At 60.2% G+C, this 19534-nt stretch carries 17 protein-coding genes and 2 tRNA genes; 7 read left to right on the top strand and 12 right to left on the bottom strand.

The window, feature by feature from the left end; genetic code table 11:
• Nucleotides 1–89: 89 nt before the first annotated feature.
• The 5 genes from IOD17_RS07395 to IOD17_RS07375 all read right to left on the bottom strand — a co-directional run bounded on the left by IOD17_RS07395 (nucleotide 90) and on the right by IOD17_RS07375 (nucleotide 6865).
• Complete coding sequence (locus tag IOD17_RS07395; protein WP_233684412.1) at nucleotides 90–3158, bottom strand: efflux RND transporter permease subunit; 3069 nt, start codon at nucleotides 3156–3158, stop codon at nucleotides 90–92.
• Entirely contained in the window at nucleotides 3155–4186 is a 1032-nt protein-coding gene (locus tag IOD17_RS07390) for an efflux RND transporter periplasmic adaptor subunit (protein ID WP_233684411.1), read from the bottom strand. Before IOD17_RS07390 ends, IOD17_RS07395 begins: the two co-directional genes overlap by 4 nt.
• A gap of 91 nt (nucleotides 4187–4277) precedes the next feature.
• Entirely contained in the window at nucleotides 4278–5057 is a 780-nt protein-coding gene (locus tag IOD17_RS07385) for an ABC transporter permease (protein WP_233684541.1), read from the bottom strand.
• A gap of 11 nt (nucleotides 5058–5068) precedes the next feature.
• A complete protein-coding gene (locus tag IOD17_RS07380) occupies nucleotides 5069–6001 on the bottom strand; it encodes an ABC transporter ATP-binding protein (protein ID WP_233684410.1) in 933 nt (310 codons plus the stop codon).
• Between the two features lie 204 nt (nucleotides 6002–6205).
• The gene (locus IOD17_RS07375) at nucleotides 6206–6865 is read right to left on the bottom strand and encodes a transglutaminase-like domain-containing protein (protein ID WP_233684409.1); all 660 of its coding nucleotides are present in this window, start codon (nucleotides 6863–6865) and stop codon (nucleotides 6206–6208) included.
• 152 nt (nucleotides 6866–7017) lie between these two features.
• Between IOD17_RS07375 and IOD17_RS07370 the strand changes: the two genes are divergently transcribed.
• Nucleotides 7018–9465 (top strand): acyl-CoA dehydrogenase, encoded by a 2448-nt coding sequence (locus IOD17_RS07370; RefSeq protein ID WP_233684408.1) that lies wholly within the window; start codon nucleotides 7018–7020, stop codon nucleotides 9463–9465.
• Nucleotides 9466–9529: 64 nt separating this feature from the next.
• Entirely contained in the window at nucleotides 9530–9940 is a 411-nt protein-coding gene (locus IOD17_RS07365; protein ID WP_233684407.1) for a PA2817 family protein, read from the top strand.
• Nucleotides 9941–10066: 126 nt separating this feature from the next.
• Here the strand turns inward: IOD17_RS07365 and IOD17_RS07360 are convergent.
• Nucleotides 10067–10142: transfer RNA gene (locus tag IOD17_RS07360), tRNA-Gly, on the bottom strand.
• Between the two features lie 22 nt (nucleotides 10143–10164).
• Nucleotides 10165–10240: transfer RNA gene (locus tag IOD17_RS07355), tRNA-Glu, on the bottom strand.
• Between the two features lie 224 nt (nucleotides 10241–10464).
• On the opposite strand from IOD17_RS07355, the gene IOD17_RS07350 reads away from it, so the two are divergent.
• The gene (locus IOD17_RS07350) at nucleotides 10465–11235 is read left to right on the top strand and encodes a hypothetical protein (RefSeq protein ID WP_233684406.1); all 771 of its coding nucleotides are present in this window, start codon (nucleotides 10465–10467) and stop codon (nucleotides 11233–11235) included.
• Between the two features lie 72 nt (nucleotides 11236–11307).
• On the opposite strand, the gene IOD17_RS07345 is transcribed toward IOD17_RS07350, so the two are convergent.
• Both IOD17_RS07345 and IOD17_RS07340 read right to left on the bottom strand, forming a co-directional pair.
• Nucleotides 11308–11790 (bottom strand): GAF domain-containing protein, encoded by a 483-nt coding sequence (locus tag IOD17_RS07345; RefSeq protein ID WP_233684405.1) that lies wholly within the window; start codon nucleotides 11788–11790, stop codon nucleotides 11308–11310.
• A complete protein-coding gene (locus IOD17_RS07340) occupies nucleotides 11783–12676 on the bottom strand; it encodes an ATP-binding protein (protein ID WP_233684404.1) in 894 nt (297 codons plus the stop codon). The genes IOD17_RS07345 and IOD17_RS07340 overlap by 8 nt, the downstream gene beginning before the upstream one ends.
• Before the next feature lie 99 nt (nucleotides 12677–12775).
• Between IOD17_RS07340 and IOD17_RS07335 the strand changes: the two genes are divergently transcribed.
• Nucleotides 12776–15088, top strand: a complete 2313-nt coding sequence (locus tag IOD17_RS07335; protein WP_233684403.1) for a response regulator — start codon at nucleotides 12776–12778, stop codon at nucleotides 15086–15088.
• Here the strand turns inward: IOD17_RS07335 and IOD17_RS07330 are convergent.
• The 3 genes from IOD17_RS07330 to msrB form a co-directional block, all read right to left on the bottom strand.
• Nucleotides 15064–15540, bottom strand: a complete 477-nt coding sequence (locus IOD17_RS07330) for a MarR family winged helix-turn-helix transcriptional regulator (RefSeq protein WP_233684402.1) — start codon at nucleotides 15538–15540, stop codon at nucleotides 15064–15066. The two genes, IOD17_RS07335 and IOD17_RS07330, sit on opposite strands and share 25 nt — an antisense overlap.
• Complete coding sequence (locus IOD17_RS07325; RefSeq protein ID WP_233684401.1) at nucleotides 15537–16022, bottom strand: glutathione peroxidase; 486 nt, start codon at nucleotides 16020–16022, stop codon at nucleotides 15537–15539. The genes IOD17_RS07330 and IOD17_RS07325 overlap by 4 nt, the downstream gene beginning before the upstream one ends.
• A gap of 110 nt (nucleotides 16023–16132) precedes the next feature.
• Nucleotides 16133–16531: a peptide-methionine (R)-S-oxide reductase MsrB gene (gene msrB, locus IOD17_RS07320; RefSeq protein WP_233684400.1), complete on the bottom strand. Its 399-nt coding sequence runs from the start codon at nucleotides 16529–16531 to the stop codon at nucleotides 16133–16135.
• 246 nt (nucleotides 16532–16777) lie between these two features.
• On the opposite strand from msrB, the gene IOD17_RS07315 reads away from it, so the two are divergent.
• The 3 genes from IOD17_RS07315 to htpX all read left to right on the top strand — a co-directional run bounded on the left by IOD17_RS07315 (nucleotide 16778) and on the right by htpX (nucleotide 19534).
• Entirely contained in the window at nucleotides 16778–17989 is a 1212-nt protein-coding gene (locus tag IOD17_RS07315) for a pyridoxal phosphate-dependent aminotransferase (RefSeq protein WP_233684399.1), read from the top strand.
• An 85-nt stretch (nucleotides 17990–18074) separates the two neighbouring features.
• On the top strand, nucleotides 18075–18527 hold the full coding sequence (locus IOD17_RS07310) for a hypothetical protein (RefSeq protein WP_233684398.1): 453 nt from the start codon (nucleotides 18075–18077) through the stop codon (nucleotides 18525–18527).
• A 134-nt stretch (nucleotides 18528–18661) separates the two neighbouring features.
• The gene (htpX, locus tag IOD17_RS07305) at nucleotides 18662–19534 is read left to right on the top strand and encodes a protease HtpX (RefSeq protein WP_233684397.1); all 873 of its coding nucleotides are present in this window, start codon (nucleotides 18662–18664) and stop codon (nucleotides 19532–19534) included.

Here is a 19534-nt window from a genome sequence, read left to right as displayed (position 1 = left end):
CAGTGCGATATTGGCTGCCATTGCCATGATGGGTTACGGCGCGACAAGAATCTCGACAGTTCAAGATCAGACCAAGCGCCTAACCCATCCTACGCAACCGCCACTTCCTCACTTTCCTGTTTAATCGGCCGCCAGCGGCGCAGCAGCATGTACAGGGTCGGGATCACAAACAGGGTGAAGAAGGTGCCTACCAACAGGCCGCCGACAATCACCATACCAATCTGCTGCCGGCTCTCCGCACCGGCTCCGGTGGCAATTGCCAACGGCACCGAACCCAACACCATCGCCCCGGTGGTCATCAGAATCGGCCGCAGACGCTGCACCGACGCCTCAATTACCGCACCGCGCAGTTCATGGCCCTGACGCAGCAGCACGTTGGCAAACTCGACGATCAGGATGCCGTGCTTGGTAATCAGGCCGATCAGCGTCACCAGACCGATCTGCGAGTAGATGTTCAACGTGCCGCCGAATAACGTCAGCGCCAGCAAGGCCCCGGCCATCGACAGCGGCACACTGAACAGGATGATCAGCGGGTCAGTAAAGCTTTCAAACTGCGCCGCCAGCACCAGGAAGATAAACGCCAAAGCCAGCGCGAAGATCAGTGCAATGCCCGCACTGGACTCCTTGAAGTCTCGCGACGTGCCGGTGTAGTCGTACTGCGTCTCCGCCGGGAACACCGTGCGCGCCGTCGCCTCCAGATGCGCCAAGGCCTCACCCAAGGTGTAGCCAGAGCCGACGTTGGCGCTCACCGTCACCGCACGCAGCTGGTTGAAGTGGTTAAGCTCGCGCGGCGCCACAGTCTCGCGCACCTCGATCAGGTTGGACAGCTGCACCATGCTGTCGTCACGTCCACGCACATACACGCGGTCGAGATCCTGCGGGTTACTACGGTCGACGCCTTGCAACTGCACCAGCACGTCGTACTGCTCACCGTTCTGCTTGAAGCGCGTCACCTGGCGGCTGCCGAACAGGCTTTCCAGGCTGCGGCCGATGGTGGCCACATCAGTGCCCACGGCTACGGCCTGTTCGCGGTTAACCGCGACCTTGAGCTGCGGTGCGTTGAGCTTGAGATCACTGTCCAGGCTTTCCAGGCCCGGGTAATCGCGCAGCGCGTTAAGCAGCTCATCGACATAACTCTGCAACTCGCTGTACTCCATGGAGGAGCGGATCACGAAGTTCACCGGCTGGTTACGCGCGCTCTGCCCCAGGGGCGGCCGGTTGACCGGAAAGGCGCGAATGCCGGCGATGTCCTGCAACTTGGGCAGCAGCTCATTGCGAATTTCGAACTGGCTGCGCGAACGGTCGGCCCAGTCTTCCAGCTTCATAAAGGAAATGCCCTGAGCCACCGTGGGGAAGCCGGCAATCACCATGTAGCGATTGGTCTCGGGGATACTCGCGTAGGCCGCCTCGACTTCACGGGCATAGCGCCCGGTGTAGTTGATGGTGGCGCCATCCGGGCCATTGAACACGCCGATGATGGTACCGGTGTCTTCGGTGGGTGCCAGCTCCGATTTGAGCCCGGCAAACAGCAGCACGCAGGCCACGATGGTCAGTACCAACAGACCGACCACCAGCACCCAGAGGTTCAGCGCCTTGGTCAGCAGGTGTTTGTAGCTGTAGGTCAGGCCGTTGAGGAAGTTTTCGATCAGGTTGTACACGCGGTTGTGCCGCTCGCCGGCTTGATGCGGCTTGAGCAGCAGTGCGCACATCATCGGCGTCAGGGTCAGGGCGACAAAACCGGACACCAGCACCGCGCCGGCCAGGGTCCAGGCAAACTCGGTAAACAGCTTGCCTGTGGTGCCCTGCATAAAGCCGATGGGGGCAAACACGGCGGCCAGGGTCAGGGTCATGGCGATCACCGCAAAGGCAATCTCGCGGCTGCCCTTGAGCGCCGCCTGCACCGGGGCCATGCCTTCTTCGATATGCCGGTGGATGTTCTCCAACATGACGATGGCATCGTCCACCACCAGACCGATGGCCAGTACCATGGCCAGCAGGGTCAGGGTGTTGATGGTGAAACCCATCAGGCTCATCAGGGCAAACGCGCCGATCAGCGACACCGGGATGGTCACCAGCGGGATGATGGTGGCGCGCAACGAACGCAGGAAGATGAAGATGATCAGGATGACCAGCCCCACCGCTTCCCAGATGGTGATAAACACGTTGTCGATCGACTCGCGAATAAACTGCGAGTTGTCGTTGGCCACCGCCATTTCCATGCCATCGGGCAGCAGCGCACGCACGTCGGGCATGGCCGCCGCCAGGCCATCGGAGATGTCCAGCGGGTTGGCAGTGGCCTGTTTGATCATGCCCATCGACACCGCCGGCTTGCCTTTGTAACGCACGATGCTGCGCTCATCCTGCGCACCGATTTCGGCATAGCCCACATCCGCCAGGCGCAGCAGGTAACCGCGTGAATCATCAAGGATCAGTTGGTTGAACTGCTCCGGGGTGTTCATGTCGGTTTCCGAGAGCACGGTGAATTCGCGCTGCTGCGATTCAATGCGCCCGGCCGGAATCTCGACGTTCTGCCGGCGCAGAGCGTCTTCCACGTCCTGCACGGTGAGGTTGTGCGCAGCGAGCTTTTCCGGATCCAGCCAAATGCGCATGGCAAAGGTACGCGCGCCGCGAATCTGCACTTCGGAAACGCCGGGGATGGTCTGCAAGCGATCCTTGATCACCCGCTCCAGCACATCGGTGATCTCCATGGCGCTGTAGCGTTCGCTGTAGAAGGCGATCCAGATCACCGGTTGGGCGTCGGCTTCGACCTTCTGCACGATGGGCTCGGCGATTTCATCCGGCAGCAGGCCACGCACACGCCCCAGGCGGTCGCGGACATCGTTGGCGGCTTCATCGGAGTTGCTGCCCAGGCGGAACTGCGCGGTGATCTGGGTGTTTTCCGAGCGGCTGATGGAGCTGACGAAATCCAGCCCGTCGATACCCGACAGCACATCCTCGATCGGCTGGGCGACCTGGGATTCCATGATCTCCGGGCTGGCGCCGGGATAGGTGACGTTGACCGTGACAATCGGCACATCGATATTCGGGTACTCGCGTACGGCAAGGCGGTCGTAAGCCATCAAACCGAGCAGCACCACAATCAGCGAGAGGACCGTGGCAAATACCGGCCGGCGGATGCAGATATCCGACAGGGTCATGAGCGCTGCTCCGCCACCTTGGTGCGCACCGGCATGTCAGCACGAACCTTCTGCCAACCGGCGCTGATCAGGGTTTCATCGCCCTGCAGACCTTCCAGCACCTCGACCTTGCCGGTCAGACGCTTGCCCAACTTGACCTCACGCAACTCGACCTTGCCCGCCACCACCAGGTTGACCAGCAGGCGCTCACCCACCGGCATGATGGCTTCTTCCGGGATTACCAGGGCATTCGGCCGCTCGGCGAGGATCACCGAGACGCGCACGAACTGCCCGGGGCTCAAGCGGCCTTCACTGTTGTTGAGGTTGGCGCGGATCGCCTGGCTGCGCCCAGCTTCGTCCAGACGCGGGTTGATGGCGAAGATCTCGCCCTTGAAGCGCTCACCCGGGTAGGCATCCAGGCTGATCTCGATGACCTGCTTAAGGCGGATCTGGCTGACGGCCTTCTGCGGAATGCGGAAATCCACCTTGAGCGGATCGAGCACCTCCAGGTTGACGATGTCCTGACCTTCGCTGAGGTAATCGCCGGGGCTGACGGCGCGCAAGCCCAACACACCATCGTAAGGGGCAACAATGCGCGTCTTGTCCAGGCGCGCCTGGGACAATGCCAGGCTGGCGCGCGAGGCCTGTTGCTGGGCGCTGGCTTCATCCAGCGCCTGAGCGTTGCTGGCACCGCGCTTGAACAGCATCTGCGCACGTTCGAAATTCTTTTCCGCGAGGTTCAGATTGGCCCGTGCCTGGGCCAGTTCGGCGCGGGCAATTGAATCATCCAGGCTGACCAGCAACTCACCGACGGCAACCCGCTGGCCTTCGCGAAAATGCAGTTGCGCCACGCGCCCGGCGATTTCCGGGCGGATCATCACCGACTCGTCGGGGCGCAGCGAACCGAAGGTCACCAGTTCATCACGCACCAGGCTGCGCTCGGGTTTGACCACCTCGACCAGTGGTCCTTCATTGGCCTGCACCTGCCCACTGATGAGCGAACACAACAGAACAGCTGTACCGAGCAGAGCAGGTGTGCGGGCAAACATATACAACCCCTAATTCTTTGTAGAGGCTGAGTCTAACGGCCGAGCCGCACAGATCAGCCGTTAAAAATGTTTCCCGATGTTGGCTGCCCGGTTACTGGCGCATGCCCCGACCGCTGACCAGCAAGCGGATGCACACGCCATACAGCACAGCGGTGGCGACCAGCATAAAGGCGATGGCCACGCCGATGCGGATGTCGGAAACGCCAAGAATGCCATAGCGGAAAGCGTTGACCATATGCAGCACCGGGTTGGCCAGCGACACCGTTTGCCAGAACTGTGGCAGCAGGCTGATCGAATAGAACACCCCGCCCAGGTAGGTCAACGGCGTCAGCACAAAGGTCGGGATGATCGAAATATCATCGAAGTTGCGCGCATACACGGCGTTAATAAAACCGCCGAGGGAGAAGATGGTCGCGGTCAGTAGCACCACCAGCACGGTCACACCGAGGTGGTGCACCTGCAGGTGAGTGAAGAACAGCGACAGCACGGTGACGATCAGCCCCACTGCCAGGCCGCGCAGCACACCACCGATCACATAGCCGGTGAGGATGATGTGCGGCGATACCGGCGACACCATCAACTCCTCAACGGAGCGCTGAAACTTGCTGCCAAAGAAGCTCGACACCACGTTGCCGTAAGAGTTGGTGATCACCGACATCATGATCAGCCCCGGCACGATGTACTCCATATAGGTGAAGCCACCCATGTCGCCGATCTGGCTGCCGATCAGGTTGCCGAAGATCACGAAGTACAGAACCATGGTGATCGCCGGCGGCAGCAGGGTCTGTGGCCAGATGCGAGTAAAGCGGCGAATTTCGCGGTAAACGATGGTGCGAAGCGCCACCATGTTGGCGGTGAATTCGGAGTTCAGATAAGCCGTGCTCATAACGCCACCTTCGCCAGGTTTTTCTCGACCAGGGAGACGAACAGTTCCTCCAGGCGGTTGGTTTTGTTGCGCAAACTGAGCACCTCAATCTTCTGCAAGGCCAACTGACGGAACAGCTCAGTAATGCCTTGGGCCTTGTCCACCTGCACTTCCAGGGTATGCGCATCGAGCAGTTGCGCGGGGTAACCCATCAGCTGCGGGGCGACCAACTGGGCGTCCTTGAGGTCAAGCAGGAAGGTTTCCACGTGCAGTTTCTTCAGCAGGTCCTTCATGCTGGTGTTCTCGACAATCCGTCCGTGGTCGATGATGCCGATATTGCGGCATAGCTGTTCGGCCTCTTCCAGGTAATGGGTGGTCAGGATAATGGTGATGCCCTGCTCGTTCAGCTCGGTGAGAAAGCTCCACATCGAGCGGCGCAGTTCGATATCCACCCCGGCCGTCGGCTCATCGAGAATCAACAGACGCGGCTGATGCACCAGCGCACGGGCGATCATCAGGCGGCGCTTCATGCCGCCGGACAGCTCGCGTGACGGTACGTTGTGCTTGCCCCACAAACCGAGCTGATTGAGGTATTGCTCGGCGCGCTCCTTGGCGATTTTCGCCGGAATGCCGTAATAACCGGCCTGGGTTACGACGATATCGAAGGCTTTTTCGAACTGGTTGAAGTTGAACTCCTGCGGCACCACACCCAGGCAGCGTTTAAGCGCCGAAGGTTGTTTGTCCAGGTCGTGGCCGAACACGTTCACCGTGCCGCTGCTCTTGGTCACCAGGGTGGAAAGAATGCCGATGGTGGTGGATTTGCCGGCACCGTTGGGGCCGAGCAAGGCGAAGAAATCGCCTTCAGCCACGTCCAGGTCGATGCCATGCAGCGCCTGGAAGCCGTTGCCATAGGTCTTGGTCAACTGGCGAATGGACAGAGCGGTACTCATAAAAATGCGCACACCTGATTGAATAAGAGGAATAGAGAAGGACGCAGCAACAGCGCGAAGTGGCCCAAGTCTAGCGCCTGGCACACCTGCACCGCAGCCCTTTGAGGGAAATCTGCCAGCCCCGAGCTGGGCAGCAGCCTACCAGTGCCGAGCGCAGATTAAACGCGGCAGTTGCCGATGGTGCTTATCAGCCCGGTCGATAGATCAGTCTGGTTGGGCCTCGGCGGCGAAGTCGCCACTGATCGACAACGCATCCTCGGCAAACAGATGTGGGTAGCAAACGGCCAGATGACCGAAGAACAGCGGCTCCGGCACATCGGCAAACTGACCGTGGTCGTGCAGGTATTCCATATAACGCTCGCCCTGCTGGTTGAACGGGTGGAATACGCTGTCGCTCAGACCATCGAACTCCAGCGGCGCCACCTTGAATACCCGGCACAGCGCCAAATTGAACGCTGGCGTGGCCTTGACCCAGCGCTCGCCCAGGTACAACTCGGTGTAGCCGTGCATGGCGAACACTTCGCTGCGCAGCATCTCCAACAACCGTGGAGTGGCCAGGTGGTTGCGCACATCCGCCAGACCGATGCGCGCTGGGATGCCGCAATGCCGGGCGCAGGCGGCGAGCAAGGTGGCTTTGGGCACGCAGTAACTCTCTCCCGCCTGCAATGCGTGGCTGGCCTTCAACGTTTCGGCATCACGACTGAAGACATAGGGGTTGTAGCGAATTTCATCGCGCACCGCGTAGTACAGGCTGACAGCCTGTTCGCGTGGGTCGCGACTGGCGCCGCGAAACTTTTCTGCGAACTCCACCAGCGCGGGGTGGTCACTATCGATGAAGCGGCCGGGCTCGAGGTATTCACGCATCGGGGTTTCTCCATAACTGAGAATCCAGTCTAACGACGCGGCTCCGGCCAATGTCACGACGATTCGGCCAAGCTCACCGCTCTTGTCGCCATCAATGACGACTACGCTCGTGATGGTGCGTACACACGCATTGTCATCATGGAGGATTCTGCATGCTCGCTCTCTGGTTACTCGCCCTACTGCTCGGCACGGCCTTTCTCGCCCACCGCCGCACTGCGCCCCTGCCCGCCCTCGGCATAGTCGCCGGCTTGCTGATTCTGATGGGCGTGTTCAGCCATGCACCCGCCTGGTTGATGGGTATTTTCTGGCTGCTCCTGCTGGCCGTGGCCTTGCCACTGCTGCTGCCCGAGCAACGCCGCAATCTGTTCACTGCGCCGCTGTTTGCCTGGTTCAAGCGCGTACTACCGCCGATGTCGGCCACCGAACGCGACGCCATTGAAGCCGGTACGGTGTGGTGGGATGGCGAACTGTTCAGCGGCCGGCCGGACTGGGACACCCTGCTTGCTTACCCCAAGGCGCAACTCACCGAGGAAGAACAAGCGTTTATCGACGGCCCGACCGAAGCGCTGTGCGCCATGGTCAGTGACTGGCAGATCGGCCAGCAGATGGACCTGCCCGCCGACGCCTGGGCGCATATCAAGCAACACGGTTTCTTCGCCTTGATCATCCCCAAGCAATATGGCGGCAAGGGCTTTTCCGCCTATGCCCACTCCCAGGTGGCGATGAAACTGGCCACCCGCTCCGGCGACCTGGCCTCCACCGTAATGGTGCCCAACTCACTTGGTCCGGCTGAGCTGCTGCTGCACTACGGCACCGAGGCGCAGCGTGATCATTACCTGCCGCGCCTGGCGCGCGGTGAAGACATTCCCTGCTTCGCCCTCACCGGCCCCCTGGCCGGCTCCGACGCTGGCGCCATGCCGGATACCGGGATCATCTGCAAAGGCCAGTGGCAAGGCCAGGAAGTCATCGGCCTGCGCCTGAACTGGGAAAAGCGCTATATCACCCTCGGCCCCGTCGCCACCCTGCTTGGCCTGGCCTTCAAGGCTTACGATCCCGAGCATCTGCTGGGTGAAGAGGAAGACCTCGGCATCAGCCTGGCTCTGGTGCCCACGGACACGCCTGGCGTCGAAATCGGCAGCCGCCACCTGCCGCTCGGCGCGGCTTTTATGAACGGCCCGAACTCCGGCAAGGATGTGTTCGTGCCGCTGGACTACCTGATCGGCGGTGAAGAAATGCTCGGCAAGGGCTGGATGATGCTGATGAATTGCCTGTCCGTGGGCCGTTCCATCTCCCTGCCGGCCGTCGGCACCGGCGCGGCCAAGTTCACCAGCCTGACCACCGGCCAGTACAGCCAGGTGCGCGAGCAGTTCAACGTGCCGCTGTCCGCGTTTGAAGGCATTCAGGAAGCCCTCGCAAGGATCGCCGGCAATGCCTGGCTGATGGACAGCGCACGCATCCTCACGGCCAATGCGGTGGACCTGGGAGAGAAACCCTCGGTGCTCTCGGCCATTCTCAAGTACCACCTGACCGAACGTGGCCGTGAGTGCATCAGCCACGCCATGGACGTACACGGCGGCAAGGGCATCGTCATGGGGCCGAACAACTACCTGGCGCGCTCCTGGCAAGGTGCGCCGATCTTTATCACCGTGGAGGGGGCCAATATCCTTTCGCGCAACCTGATGATCTTTGGTCAGGGCGCAATTCGCTGCCATCCCTACGTGCTCAAGGAAATGGCCCTGGTCAGCCGCGAAGACCAGGATCAGGCGCTGCAGGAGTTCGATGAACTGCTGCTGCAACACATCGGTTTTGCCGTGAGCAACGCTGCCAGCAGCCTGCTGCTCAGCCTCGGCTTTGGCGTTTTCAGCCAGGTGCCGGGCGACCGTATCAGCCGTCCGTATTTCCGCGCCCTCAACCGCCTGGCCGCGTCCTTCGCCCTGCTCGCCGACACCAGCATGATGTTGCTCGGCGGCGAACTGAAACGTCGCGAACGCCTGTCGGCGCGCCTCGGTGATGTACTCAGCCACCTGTACCTGGCCTCTGCCGCACTCAAGCGCTACCACGACCTCGGCTATCCGGAGCACTCGCAACCAATGCTGCGCTGGGCCGTGGAAGAAAGCCTGGGCAAAGCCGAACAAGCGCTGGAAGAGCTGCTCAGCAATTTCCCCAGCAAACTGCTTGGCTGCGCCCTGCGCGTACTGGTATTGCCACTGGGCCGCCGTCACAAAGGCCCAAGCGATAAACTGGACGCCGAGGTGGCCAGCATTATCGGCCGCAACAGTGGTGACCCGGCACTGGAGGAGTTACTCGAAGGCTGCTATCGCCCACAGGCTGAACAGGACCCGGTGGGCGCCCTGCAATACGCGGTGAACTTGCTGCGGAACGTCCAGGGCCTGCAGAAGAAACTGCACAAGGCCGTCAAAGCCGGCCAGGTACAGGAACTGCCAGGGCAAAGCCTGATTGATGCTGCGCTGGCTGCTGGGGTTCTCAATCCGGAAGAAGCCCACAGCCTGCAACAGGCCGAAGCAGCGCGGCGGGTGGTGATTGATGTCGACGACTTTGCCAAGGAAAAACTGACGCTGGAAGCCGGCAAGGTGCGCTAACGAGGACAGCGGGCGACGTGAGCCTTATACTTGCGCGCCCGTTTTACCCCTACAGGATTACCCCATGGCCAACACCCACATCGACCATCACCTCACTCTGCTGCAGCACCTGCGCACCATCCTGGTCGCCCTGGGCGAAGCCGAGCAGATTCTCGATGACAGCCACGCCATGTACCTGGAGCGCTACGACGAACTGCTCAGCGACCTGCCTAGCGACCCGGAAGCCAGCCTCTACCTGGGCCAGGATCTGATCAGCCAGATATTTCAGCGCTACCCGCAAATCGCCCACCTGGTACCGCGCGATCTGCTGTGGTTCTTCGGCGGTGACTGCCTGCACTTTATGCCGGACGAAGAAATCGAGATGTACCAGACCCTCGAGGAACGCCGCTTCTACGCCGAAGAAAACGACGAGCCCTTCGACTGGAATCAGGAAAAGCAACTGCTGGCCATGCCAGCTCAGGGCGGCACACACTAAGCCGTAGCCAGAAATAAAAAAGCCCGCACGGCACCACCGGCGGGCTTTTTTACATGCTGTAAAAACAGCAGATACAAAAACGCCGCTCAGTGAGCGGCGTTTCTGTTGCTTTCTATCGAAAGAAAATGGAGCGGGAAACGAGACTCGAACTCGCGACCCCGACCTTGGCAAGGTCGTGCTCTACCAACTGAGCTATTCCCGCATACAACTTGGTACAACAAAAATGGCGTCCCCTAGGGGACTCGAACCCCTGTTACCGCCGTGAAAGGGCGGTGTCCTAGGCCACTAGACGAAGGGGACGCTGCCCGGAAACTACAACTTCTATCCGGCTTCTACACGTTTTGCCGTGAGGCTTTGCGCTACGAAGTGGCGCGCATTCTATGGAGCCTTTAAAGGCTCGTCAACCTCCGCGTAAAAAATTTTATAAATCAACGACTTCAGCTACGAATGTGATGCAGCTCTATCAGCCTCCAGGCTAAGGCACTACACTCGGACGGAAAAACCGGTGAACGAGAGGCTCCACCATGTCCCCACTCGTGATTACCATTTTGATTGTTGCAGGCATCGTCATTCTGATGGGCATTGCCTACATCAATCATATGGTCGAGAACAACAAACTGGAGAAAGCGCGCATCAAGGCCGACCTCAATGATCGCCTGCGCCGCTGCACGGACCTCGCCGAAGCACTCCCCGGCCAATTGATGACGCCTGCCCTCAAGCTGTTGCTAAGCCGCCTGCAATTGCACTTCAGCGAACGCATGCTGCCTTTTGACAAGGGCAACAATGCGCTCAAGGCGCGCATTGAGGAGCTGCGCAAACTGATTGCCCAGGGCGAAGCCGTCACCGTAAACAACCCGCCGCAACCCATCATCAATGAAGCCAAAGCCAAGGATGTGCGCTTCCAGCTGGAAAACCTGCACGGCCAACTGAGCCGTTGCACCAAGGAAGGCATCATCAATGCCAGCGAAGCCAAACATTGGGCAAAAGAAGTCCGCCATATGCTGACCCAGGTGCACATCGAGTTCTTCGGCAACCTCGGCAACCAAGCGCTGCAGCAGAATCAACCCGGCCAGGCACGTCTGGCATTCGAACGTGGCGTGCAATACCTGCGCAAGCAACCTGATCCAGCGCCCTATCAAAACGCTCTGAAGAAATTCGAGGAACAACTGGCACGTGCCAACGCCCTGGTGCTGGAGAACAGCAAGCCCAGCAGCAGCCAGACCAGTGAGCTGGACGCAGGCCTGGACTCGCTCGGCGGCGATGACGAGTGGAAGAAGAAGAACATCTACGACTGAACCCAGGCACGTACAAACCCACTGCATAAGAAAAGCCCGGCAAAGCCGGGCTTTTCTTATCAACTCAGGCACTCAGCAATCCGTCAGCTCGATAAATACCTGGGCCAGCTGCTCGATGCCGGCCTGGTCTTCGGCGCTGAAACGCGCCAGCCGTGGGCTGTCGAGGTCCAGCACGCCGAGCAGACGTCCATGCTTGAACAACGGAACCACCAGCTCACTATTGGAGGCACTGTCGCAGGCAATATGCCCGGCAAAGGCGTGCACATCCTCAACCCGCTGGGTTTCACCACTGGCCGCTGCCGCACCGCAGACGCCCCGACCAAAAGGAATGCGCACACACGCCACCTTGCCCTGGAACGGCCCCAATACCAGTTCTTCGCCACGAGCCAGGTAGAACCCCGCCCAATTCAGGTCACTCAGTTCCTGAAACAGAAACGCCGAAAACTGCGCCGCGTTGGCAATAAAATCCCGCTCATCGGCCAGCAGCGCCTGCAACTGCGCCACCAGCAATGGATAGCCATCGAGCCCTTGCCCGCGTTGTTGTAGATCAATCATCAGCCTTACTCAGTAATTGCAGCCCCACCCAGTCACGGGCGAATTGATAGGCGCAGCGTCCATTACGATTGCCGCGCCCCAAGGCCCAACGTATCGCAGCCTTTTCCAGTTCCTCATGCCACTGCCAGACCAACCCGGCCTGGGCAGCGTGTACCCCCACCCAATGCCTGACCACATCGAGAAAATGCTCTTGGGTAAAGGGATAGAACGACAACCACAAACCAAAACGATCGGACAGCGCGATCTTGTCCTCCACCGCCTCATTGGGATGTAACTCGCCATCTACCCGCTGCCAGTTCTCGTTGTCGCTCTGTTTTTCCGGCAGAAGATGACGACGGTTGGAGGTGGCATACAGCAGCACATTGTCAGGCGCACGCTCCAGAGAACCATCGAGCACGGTTTTCAACATGCGGTAATCACCCTCGCCGTCCTCGAACGACAAATCGTCGCAGAACAGCACAAAACGCTGCGGCAAGCCGCTCAATTGCTCGACGATACGCGGCAGATCGGCCAGGTGATCGCGTTCGATTTCAATCAGGCGCAACCCGGCTGGCGCGTGCTCGGCCAGCAGCGCCCGCACCAGCGATGATTTACCCGTACCACGCGCGCCCCAGAGCAAGGCATGGTTGGCCGGCAGGCCCTGGATAAACTGCTGGGTGTTGCGCGCCAACTGGGCGCGCTGACGATCCACCCCGATCAGATCATCCAGATTCATATCCAGACTGACCTGAAGCGGCGCAAGAAAACCACTGCGCCCCTCACGCTGCCAACGTGCCGCCAGGCTCTGCTGCCAGTCGATCTGCGGGCGCAAAACCGGCAGCAAAGGCTCCAAACGCGCCAGTAACGCATCCGCACGCACTAAAAAATCACCTAAACGCGAATCCACGACACACTCCAGAGTTTTCCGGCAGCCCAGACACTGCCGTGTGGTAAATCACTTGGGCTATGCTTGGCAGGCGATTCAACACGAGAATTACCAGCCCATATGGATATAGCGCTAACCCAACGCCTGTCGTTCAAACAGGCAGGCTTGACCGTGTTGGTGGCCTTTATCCTCGGCACGGCGCTCAGCTTGATTCAAGTGGGCATCGATTATGCCAGCGAAGATGCCTCCATCAACCGCGAGATCAATGCGTTGATGGAAATCAGCCACAACCCGGCTGCGCGTATCGCCTACAACATCGACGCCGAGCTGGCGCAGGAGCTGGTGCTGGGCCTGCTGCGCTCACCAGCAGTGATCAGCGCGCAGATCATCGACAACAACCAGATGACCCTGGCCAGCGTCAGCCGTCCCGCCATGGAAAGTCGCTACCGGGTACTCAGCGACTTCATGTTCGGCCAGCGCCGGCACTTTGAAACCGCCCTGTTTGTCAGCCATTCCCCCGATGAAGCACTGGGCCGCCTCAGCCTGGAAGTCGACACCTACGCCTTTGGCAGCCACTTTCTCAAACGCTCGCTACTGACCCTGCTGACCGGCTTCGCCCGCAGCCTGCTGCTGTCGCTGATCCTGCTGGTGCTGTTCTACTTCATGCTGACCAAGCCACTGACCGGCTTTATCCGCGCGCTCAGCGAGCGCGACCTGCGCAGCCCAAGCAGCGCCAAACTACCCTACCCGGCCAACCATGAGCGCGATGAGATCGGCGTGCTGGTCGACGTGACCAACCGCCAGTTGAGCAGCATTGCCAACGAAATCGAGCAGCGTCAGCAGGCCGAAGACCGCTTGACCCGCTACCTGGCCGAGCTGGAAGACATGGTGTCAGCCCGTACCGAGCAATTGGAAGCGGCCAACAGCCGCCTGCTCGACTCCAATCGTGAGCTGGAACAGGCCAAACGCACCGCACTGGACATGGCCCAGGCGCGTTCGGCATTTCTCGCCAACATGAGCCACGAGATCCGTACCCCGCTCAATGGCCTGCTGGGCATGCTGGCACTGTCGCTGGACGGGCCGCTAAACAATGAACAACGCCAGCAGCTGTCGATTGCCCACGACTCCGGCAAAGTGCTGGTCGAGTTGCTCAACGACATTCTCGACCTGTCGAAATTCGAAGCCGGCCAGCTCGAACTGGAACACATCCCCTTCGATCTCGGCAGCATGGTCGAGGAAACCGCCAGCCTGCTCTCGCAGAATGCCGTACCTGGGGTAGAACTGACCTGCCTGATCGACCCACAACTGCCGAACCAATTGCTGGGCGACCCGACCCGGGTCAGGCAGATTGTCAGCAACCTGCTGTCCAATGCCCTGAAATTCACCCGTTTTGGTCGCGTCGATATCAGCGTCAGCCCACAGGCCAATGGCGTCAGGATTATCGTGCGCGACACAGGTATCGGCATCGCCGAGGACGCGCAGAGCCGTATCTTCCACCCCTTCGCCCAGGCCGAAGTCGGCATTACCCGTCAGTTTGGCGGCACCGGGCTGGGCCTGGCGCTGACCCGCCGCCTGTGTGAAGCCATGCGCGGCCAGCTCAGCCTGGAAACCCGCGAAGGCTTTGGCAGCACCTTCTGCATCGACCTGCCCCTGCCCAGCCTGGGTGGCACACTGCAGCCTACGCAGCTGCACGGCCGCATCATCGGCCTGACCCCAGCCAGCTCAGGGCTCAACGCACAACTGGCCAGCCTGCTGCCGAACTGGGGCCTGGACTATCAGCAACTGGATACCGACAGCCCACTGAATGACCTGCACGCTGACCTGCTGATCAGTGACTGTCCGCAGCGCTTACAGGAATGGCGGCAGACCTCCAGCCTGCCCATCCTACTGGTCAGTGCCTACGGCAATTTTCTCAGCAGCGAGCAGGTGGACAACCTCGCGCCCATCGAACAACTGGCCCGGCCGCTGTCACGCCAGGCGCTGTTGCAGGCCTTGCGCCACAGCCTGAACCAGGACGACAACCCGCCACGCCAGACCCACAACGAACCGCCACGCAGCCGTCAGGCGCGCGTATTGCTGGTTGAGGACAACCCGGTCAATCAACTGGTGGCCAAGGGCATGTTGGGCAAACTCGGCTGCGAAGTGCTGTTGGCCAACCATGGCGCTGAGGCCCTGAGCCTGCTGGAAACGCAGCATGTCGATCTGGTCCTGATGGACTGCAACATGCCGGTTATGGACGGCTACGAGACCACTCGCCGGATTCGCCAGAAAGAGGCCATCGCCAAACTGCCAATCATCGCACTGACAGCCAATGCCCTGGCCGACGAGCGCGACCGTTGCCGCGCGGCCGGGATGGACGACTACCTGGCCAAGCCGTTCCGCAAAGATGAGCTGGCGGCACTGCTCGATCAGTGGTTAAGCGCCATAAACTGATCCAGCAGCCCGCCAACCTGGCTGCGCAACGCCGCAAGCGCATCCAGATCAACACCGTGCTCACACAGCAGCTGGCTTTTCAACGGCAACACCTGTTCACGCAGAGCACAGCCGGCGTCCGTCAGCGCCAGGTGCACCTCACGCTCGTCGCTGAGCGAACGCCTACGCTGCAACAGCCCCTGCAACTCCAGGCGCTTGAGCAGCGGCGTCAGCGTGCCGGAGTCCAGCAACAGCCTCTCGCCCAACGCTTTGACCGTCGGCAGTGCCGGCGGTTGTTGCTGCCATTCCCACAACACCAGCATCGCCAGGTACTGCGGGTACGTCAGGCCGAGCTGATCAAGCATCGGCTTGTAGGCGCGGATCACCGCCCGTGAAGCGGCGTACAGCTTGAAGCACAGCTGGTTGTCCAGCTGCAGCCCCTCCTCATCCGCGTACAGACTGGCCTGAGTCATTTCAGCAGCGCTTCGATCTCGGCTGTCAGGTCTTCAGGTTTGGTGGTTGGAGCGAAACGCTTGATCACCTTGCCATCGGCACTGACCAGGAATTTGGTGAAGTTCCACTTGATACCCTGACTGCCGAGCAGGCCTGGCGCACTTTTCTTCAGGTTGACGAACAGCGGGTGGGCATCGCTGCCATTCACATCAACCTTCTTGAACAGCGGGAAGCTGACGCCGAAGTTCAGCTCACAAAACTCGGAAATCGCCCCCTCGTCACCTGGCTCCTGCTTGCCAAACTGATTGCAGGGGAAGCCCAGCACCACCAGACCTTTGTCCTTGTACTGCTGCCAGACGTTCTCCAAACCCTTGTACTGCGGGGTAAAGCCGCACTTACTGGCCGTGTTGACCACCAGCACGGCCTTGCCGCCGAAATCCGCGAGGGTTTTCTGCTCGCCCTTGATGGTGGTGACCGGAATATCGAAGAGTGCATTGCTCATGTGCGTCATCCCTAGAAGAGTTAAAGTCGGCACACAATAGCGAGCAATTAAATTGCATGCAATTTAATTGCTCATAAATAAGGCCTGCTGATGGCAGGCCTGTGGCATGACTACTCGGCGCGCGGCACCAGCTTGAGCGCCGCAGAGTTGATGCAATAGCGTAACCCCGTCGGCACCGGCCCATCGGGAAACACGTGCCCCAGATGGGCATCACACTTGGCGCATTTCACTTCGATACGGTGCATGCCGTGGCTGAAGTCATCCAGGCTGGCGATGGCTTCACTGCTGACCGGCTGAAAGTAGCTGGGCCAGCCGCTACCGGAATCGAATTTGGCATCCGAATCAAACAGCTCGGCCTGACAGCAGGCGCAGTGATAAATGCCCGGTACTTTGCTGTCGTGGTACTGGCCAGTAAAAGCGCGCTCGGTGCCGCCCAGCCGACACACATGAAACTGCTCCTCGGAAAGCTCTTCACGCCAGGCTTCCAGGGGTTTTTCCAGCTTGTTCACAGGCAAGTCTCCTCTACATGAAAAAATCGCCGGGAGCGATTTTTAACGTCGCGCAGCGACGGCCCAAAGGGTGGCGGCCATGAATGGCACGCCATAAAAAAGCCCGACCAGTACCTTTGCCAAGGTCGGGCTGCCACGTATCATTCGACCCCAGTCTGTCACCGGCGTTACAACCTGCAAAGGCGCGTCAGATCGCGGCTTTTTGCAAGGTAATTCAGCGGCGTTCCACCATTCGGGATCATTTACATGCAGTTCAGCAAATCGAACAAGCTCGCCAACGTCTGCTACGACATCCGTGGGCCGGTGCTCAAGCACGCCAAGCGCCTGGAAGAAGAAGGCCAGCGCATCCTCAAGCTGAACATCGGCAACCCGGCCCCGTTCGGTTTCGAAGCGCCTGAGGAAATCCTCCAGGACGTGATCCGCAATCTGCCTACCGCCCAGGGCTACAGCGACTCCAAAGGCCTGTTCAGCGCGCGCAAGGCGGTGATGCAGTACTACCAGCAGAAGCAGGTGGAAGGTGTCGGCATCGAGGACATCTACCTGGGTAACGGCGTCTCAGAGCTGATCGTGATGGCCATGCAGGCGCTGCTCAACAATGGCGATGAAGTGCTGATCCCGGCACCGGATTACCCGCTTTGGACTGCCGCCGTGGCTTTGGCCGGCGGCAAGCCGGTGCATTACCTGTGCGATGAGCAGGCGGGCTGGTTCCCCGATATCGCCGACATGAAGGCCAAGATCACCCCGAACACCAAAGCCCTGGTGCTGATCAACCCGAACAACCCCACCGGCGCGGTGTACTCCAAAGAAGTGCTGATGGACATCGTTGAACTGGCGCGCCAGCACAATCTGGTGCTGTTCTCCGACGAGATCTACGACAAGATTCTCTACGATGACGCCGTGCATATCTGCACTGCCTCGCTGGCCCCGGACGTGCTCTGCCTGACCTTCAACGGCCTGTCCAAGAGCTACCGCGTGGCCGGCTTCCGCTCCGGCTGGGTGGCGATCTCCGGGCCCAAGCACCGCGCACAGAGCTATATCGAAGGCCTGGATATCCTCGCCAACATGCGCCTGTGCGCCAACGTGCCGAGCCAGCACGCGATCCAAACCGCGCTCGGCGGCTACCAGAGCATCAATGACTTGGTACTGCCTAACGGCCGCCTGCTGGAGCAACGCAACCGCACCTGGGAGCTGCTCAACGACATCCCAGGCGTCAGCTGCGTCAAGCCGATGGGCGCGCTGTACGCCTTCCCGAAGATCGATCCGAAGGTCTGCCCGATCCATAACGACGAGAAATTCGTCCTCGATCTGCTGCTCTCGGAAAAACTGCTGATCGTTCAGGGCACCGCCTTCAACTGGCCGTGGCCAGATCACTTCCGCGTGGTCACCCTGCCGCGTGTGGATGAGCTGGAAATGGCCATCGGACGCATCGGCAACTTCCTCAAGACCTACCAACAGTAAGCGGAGATCGCCATGCGCCAGGGCCAATGCTAGTTGTTGGCCCTACGCAGCTTTATCTCCCCACTTCAGTGATGGGTAATTTCTAATGGACCTGCAGATCGACGACTTCTACAAGGATGCAGCCGCCGGCCTGCTGGCCCTGTATCAGACGTTCCCCAGCAAAACCGCGCTGTATGTGGAAGACCTGATCGGCCGCGAAGAGCCCGACGAATTCGGCCTGCCCACGCCCCGCCACCAGAGCTGCCTGGGCGCCCTGCTGTGGCTGGCTGACGAGGGTTACATTCGCTTTGAGTCCACCATCGGCTACGACGCCCTGGACCAGGCCGTGCTCTCGGAAAAGGGCTTCCTGCGCCTGACCCGCGGCGTGCCCCACGCCCTGCGAGAGGGCGATGCACTGCCGCCCAGCGTACGCCGCGTGCATGCCACCCTGGCGTTTCAGTTACGCGAAGCCCTGGGGCAACAGCATGGCGAACGCGTCGCCCGCCTCACCCGCCTGCTCTTCGAAAGCACCCTGAACAGCACAAGCGACATAGTTTGAAATAGTACCCAGGTTGAAGTGCCTGGGGTGGCGCCCTTATATAGCCGTCATCATCAAAGCAAACTGTTGAAACCCAAGCAAAAGCGGGCTCAACAGCCTGATAGAACGTTCCCCGTGAGGAGTCTCAATACACCATGATGCGCATTATGCTGTTCCTGGCCACCAACATTGCGGTGTTGATCATCGCCAGCATCACCCTGAAACTGCTCGGGGTTGACCGCTTTACCGGCCAGAACTATGGCAGCCTGCTGGTTTTCTGCGCCGTGTTCGGTTTCGCCGGTTCGCTGGTTTCGCTGTTCCTCTCCAAGTGGATGGCGAAGATGAGCACCAAAACCGAAATCATCACCCAACCGCGCACCCGCCACGAACAATGGCTGCTGCAGACAGTTGAAGAACTGTCCCGCGAAGCCGGCATCAAAATGCCGGAAGTGGGTATTTTCCCGGCTTACGAGTCCAATGCCTTCGCCACTGGCTGGAACAAGAACGACGCCCTGGTGGCTGTCAGCCAAGGCCTGCTGGAGCGTTTCTCGCCTGATGAAGTGCGTGCCGTACTGGCACACGAAATCGGTCACGTAGCCAACGGTGACATGGTCACCCTGGCGTTGATCCAAGGCGTGGTGAACACCTTCGTAATGTTCTTTGCGCGGATCTTCGGCAACTTCGTCGACAAGGTGATCCTGAAGAATGAAGACGGCCCGGGCATCGGTTATTTCGTGGCAACCATCTTTGCCGAACTGGTTCTAGGCATCCTGGCCAGCATCATCGTCATGTGGTTCTCGCGTAAGCGCGAATTCAAGGCCGACGAAGCCGGTGCCCGCCTGGCCGGTACTGGCGCCATGATCGCCGCCCTGCAGCGCCTGCGCGCCGAGCAGGAAGTGCCGGTAAACATGCCCAGCAGTCTGACCGCTTTCGGCATCAACGGTGGCCTGAAGAATGGCCTGGCAGGCCTGCTGATGACCCACCCACCGCTGGAAGTGCGTATCGAAGCCCTGCGTCAGCGCGGCTAA

This window comes from Pseudomonas anguilliseptica (assembly GCF_021375795.1).
GTDB lineage: Bacteria > Pseudomonadota > Gammaproteobacteria > Pseudomonadales > Pseudomonadaceae > Aquipseudomonas > Aquipseudomonas anguilliseptica_A.
The sequence above is the reverse complement of the archived record's forward strand: the minus strand, read 5'-3'. Positions and strand labels throughout refer to the sequence as shown.

Bases quoted from the DNA above. Each gene is read 5' to 3' on its own strand.
- IOD17_RS07395 (WP_233684412.1), bottom strand. From the start codon at position 3,158: ATGACCCTGTCGGATATCTGCATCCGCCGGCCGGTATTTGCCACGGTC.
- IOD17_RS07390 (WP_233684411.1), bottom strand. From the start codon at position 4,186: ATGTTTGCCCGCACACCTGCTCTGCTCGGTACAGCTGTTCTGTTGTGT.
- IOD17_RS07380 (WP_233684410.1), bottom strand. From the start codon at position 6,001: ATGAGTACCGCTCTGTCCATTCGCCAGTTGACCAAGACCTATGGCAAC.
- IOD17_RS07375 (WP_233684409.1), bottom strand. From the start codon at position 6,865: ATGCGTGAATACCTCGAGCCCGGCCGCTTCATCGATAGTGACCACCCC.
- IOD17_RS07370 (WP_233684408.1), top strand. From the start codon at position 7,018: ATGCTCGCTCTCTGGTTACTCGCCCTACTGCTCGGCACGGCCTTTCTC.
- IOD17_RS07365 (WP_233684407.1), top strand. From the start codon at position 9,530: ATGGCCAACACCCACATCGACCATCACCTCACTCTGCTGCAGCACCTG.
- IOD17_RS07350 (WP_233684406.1), top strand. From the start codon at position 10,465: ATGTCCCCACTCGTGATTACCATTTTGATTGTTGCAGGCATCGTCATT.
- IOD17_RS07345 (WP_233684405.1), bottom strand. From the start codon at position 11,790: ATGATTGATCTACAACAACGCGGGCAAGGGCTCGATGGCTATCCATTG.
- IOD17_RS07335 (WP_233684403.1), top strand. From the start codon at position 12,776: ATGGATATAGCGCTAACCCAACGCCTGTCGTTCAAACAGGCAGGCTTG.
- IOD17_RS07330 (WP_233684402.1), bottom strand. From the start codon at position 15,540: ATGACTCAGGCCAGTCTGTACGCGGATGAGGAGGGGCTGCAGCTGGAC.
- IOD17_RS07325 (WP_233684401.1), bottom strand. From the start codon at position 16,022: ATGAGCAATGCACTCTTCGATATTCCGGTCACCACCATCAAGGGCGAG.
- IOD17_RS07315 (WP_233684399.1), top strand. From the start codon at position 16,778: ATGCAGTTCAGCAAATCGAACAAGCTCGCCAACGTCTGCTACGACATC.
- IOD17_RS07310 (WP_233684398.1), top strand. From the start codon at position 18,075: ATGGACCTGCAGATCGACGACTTCTACAAGGATGCAGCCGCCGGCCTG.
- htpX (WP_233684397.1), top strand. From the start codon at position 18,662: ATGATGCGCATTATGCTGTTCCTGGCCACCAACATTGCGGTGTTGATC.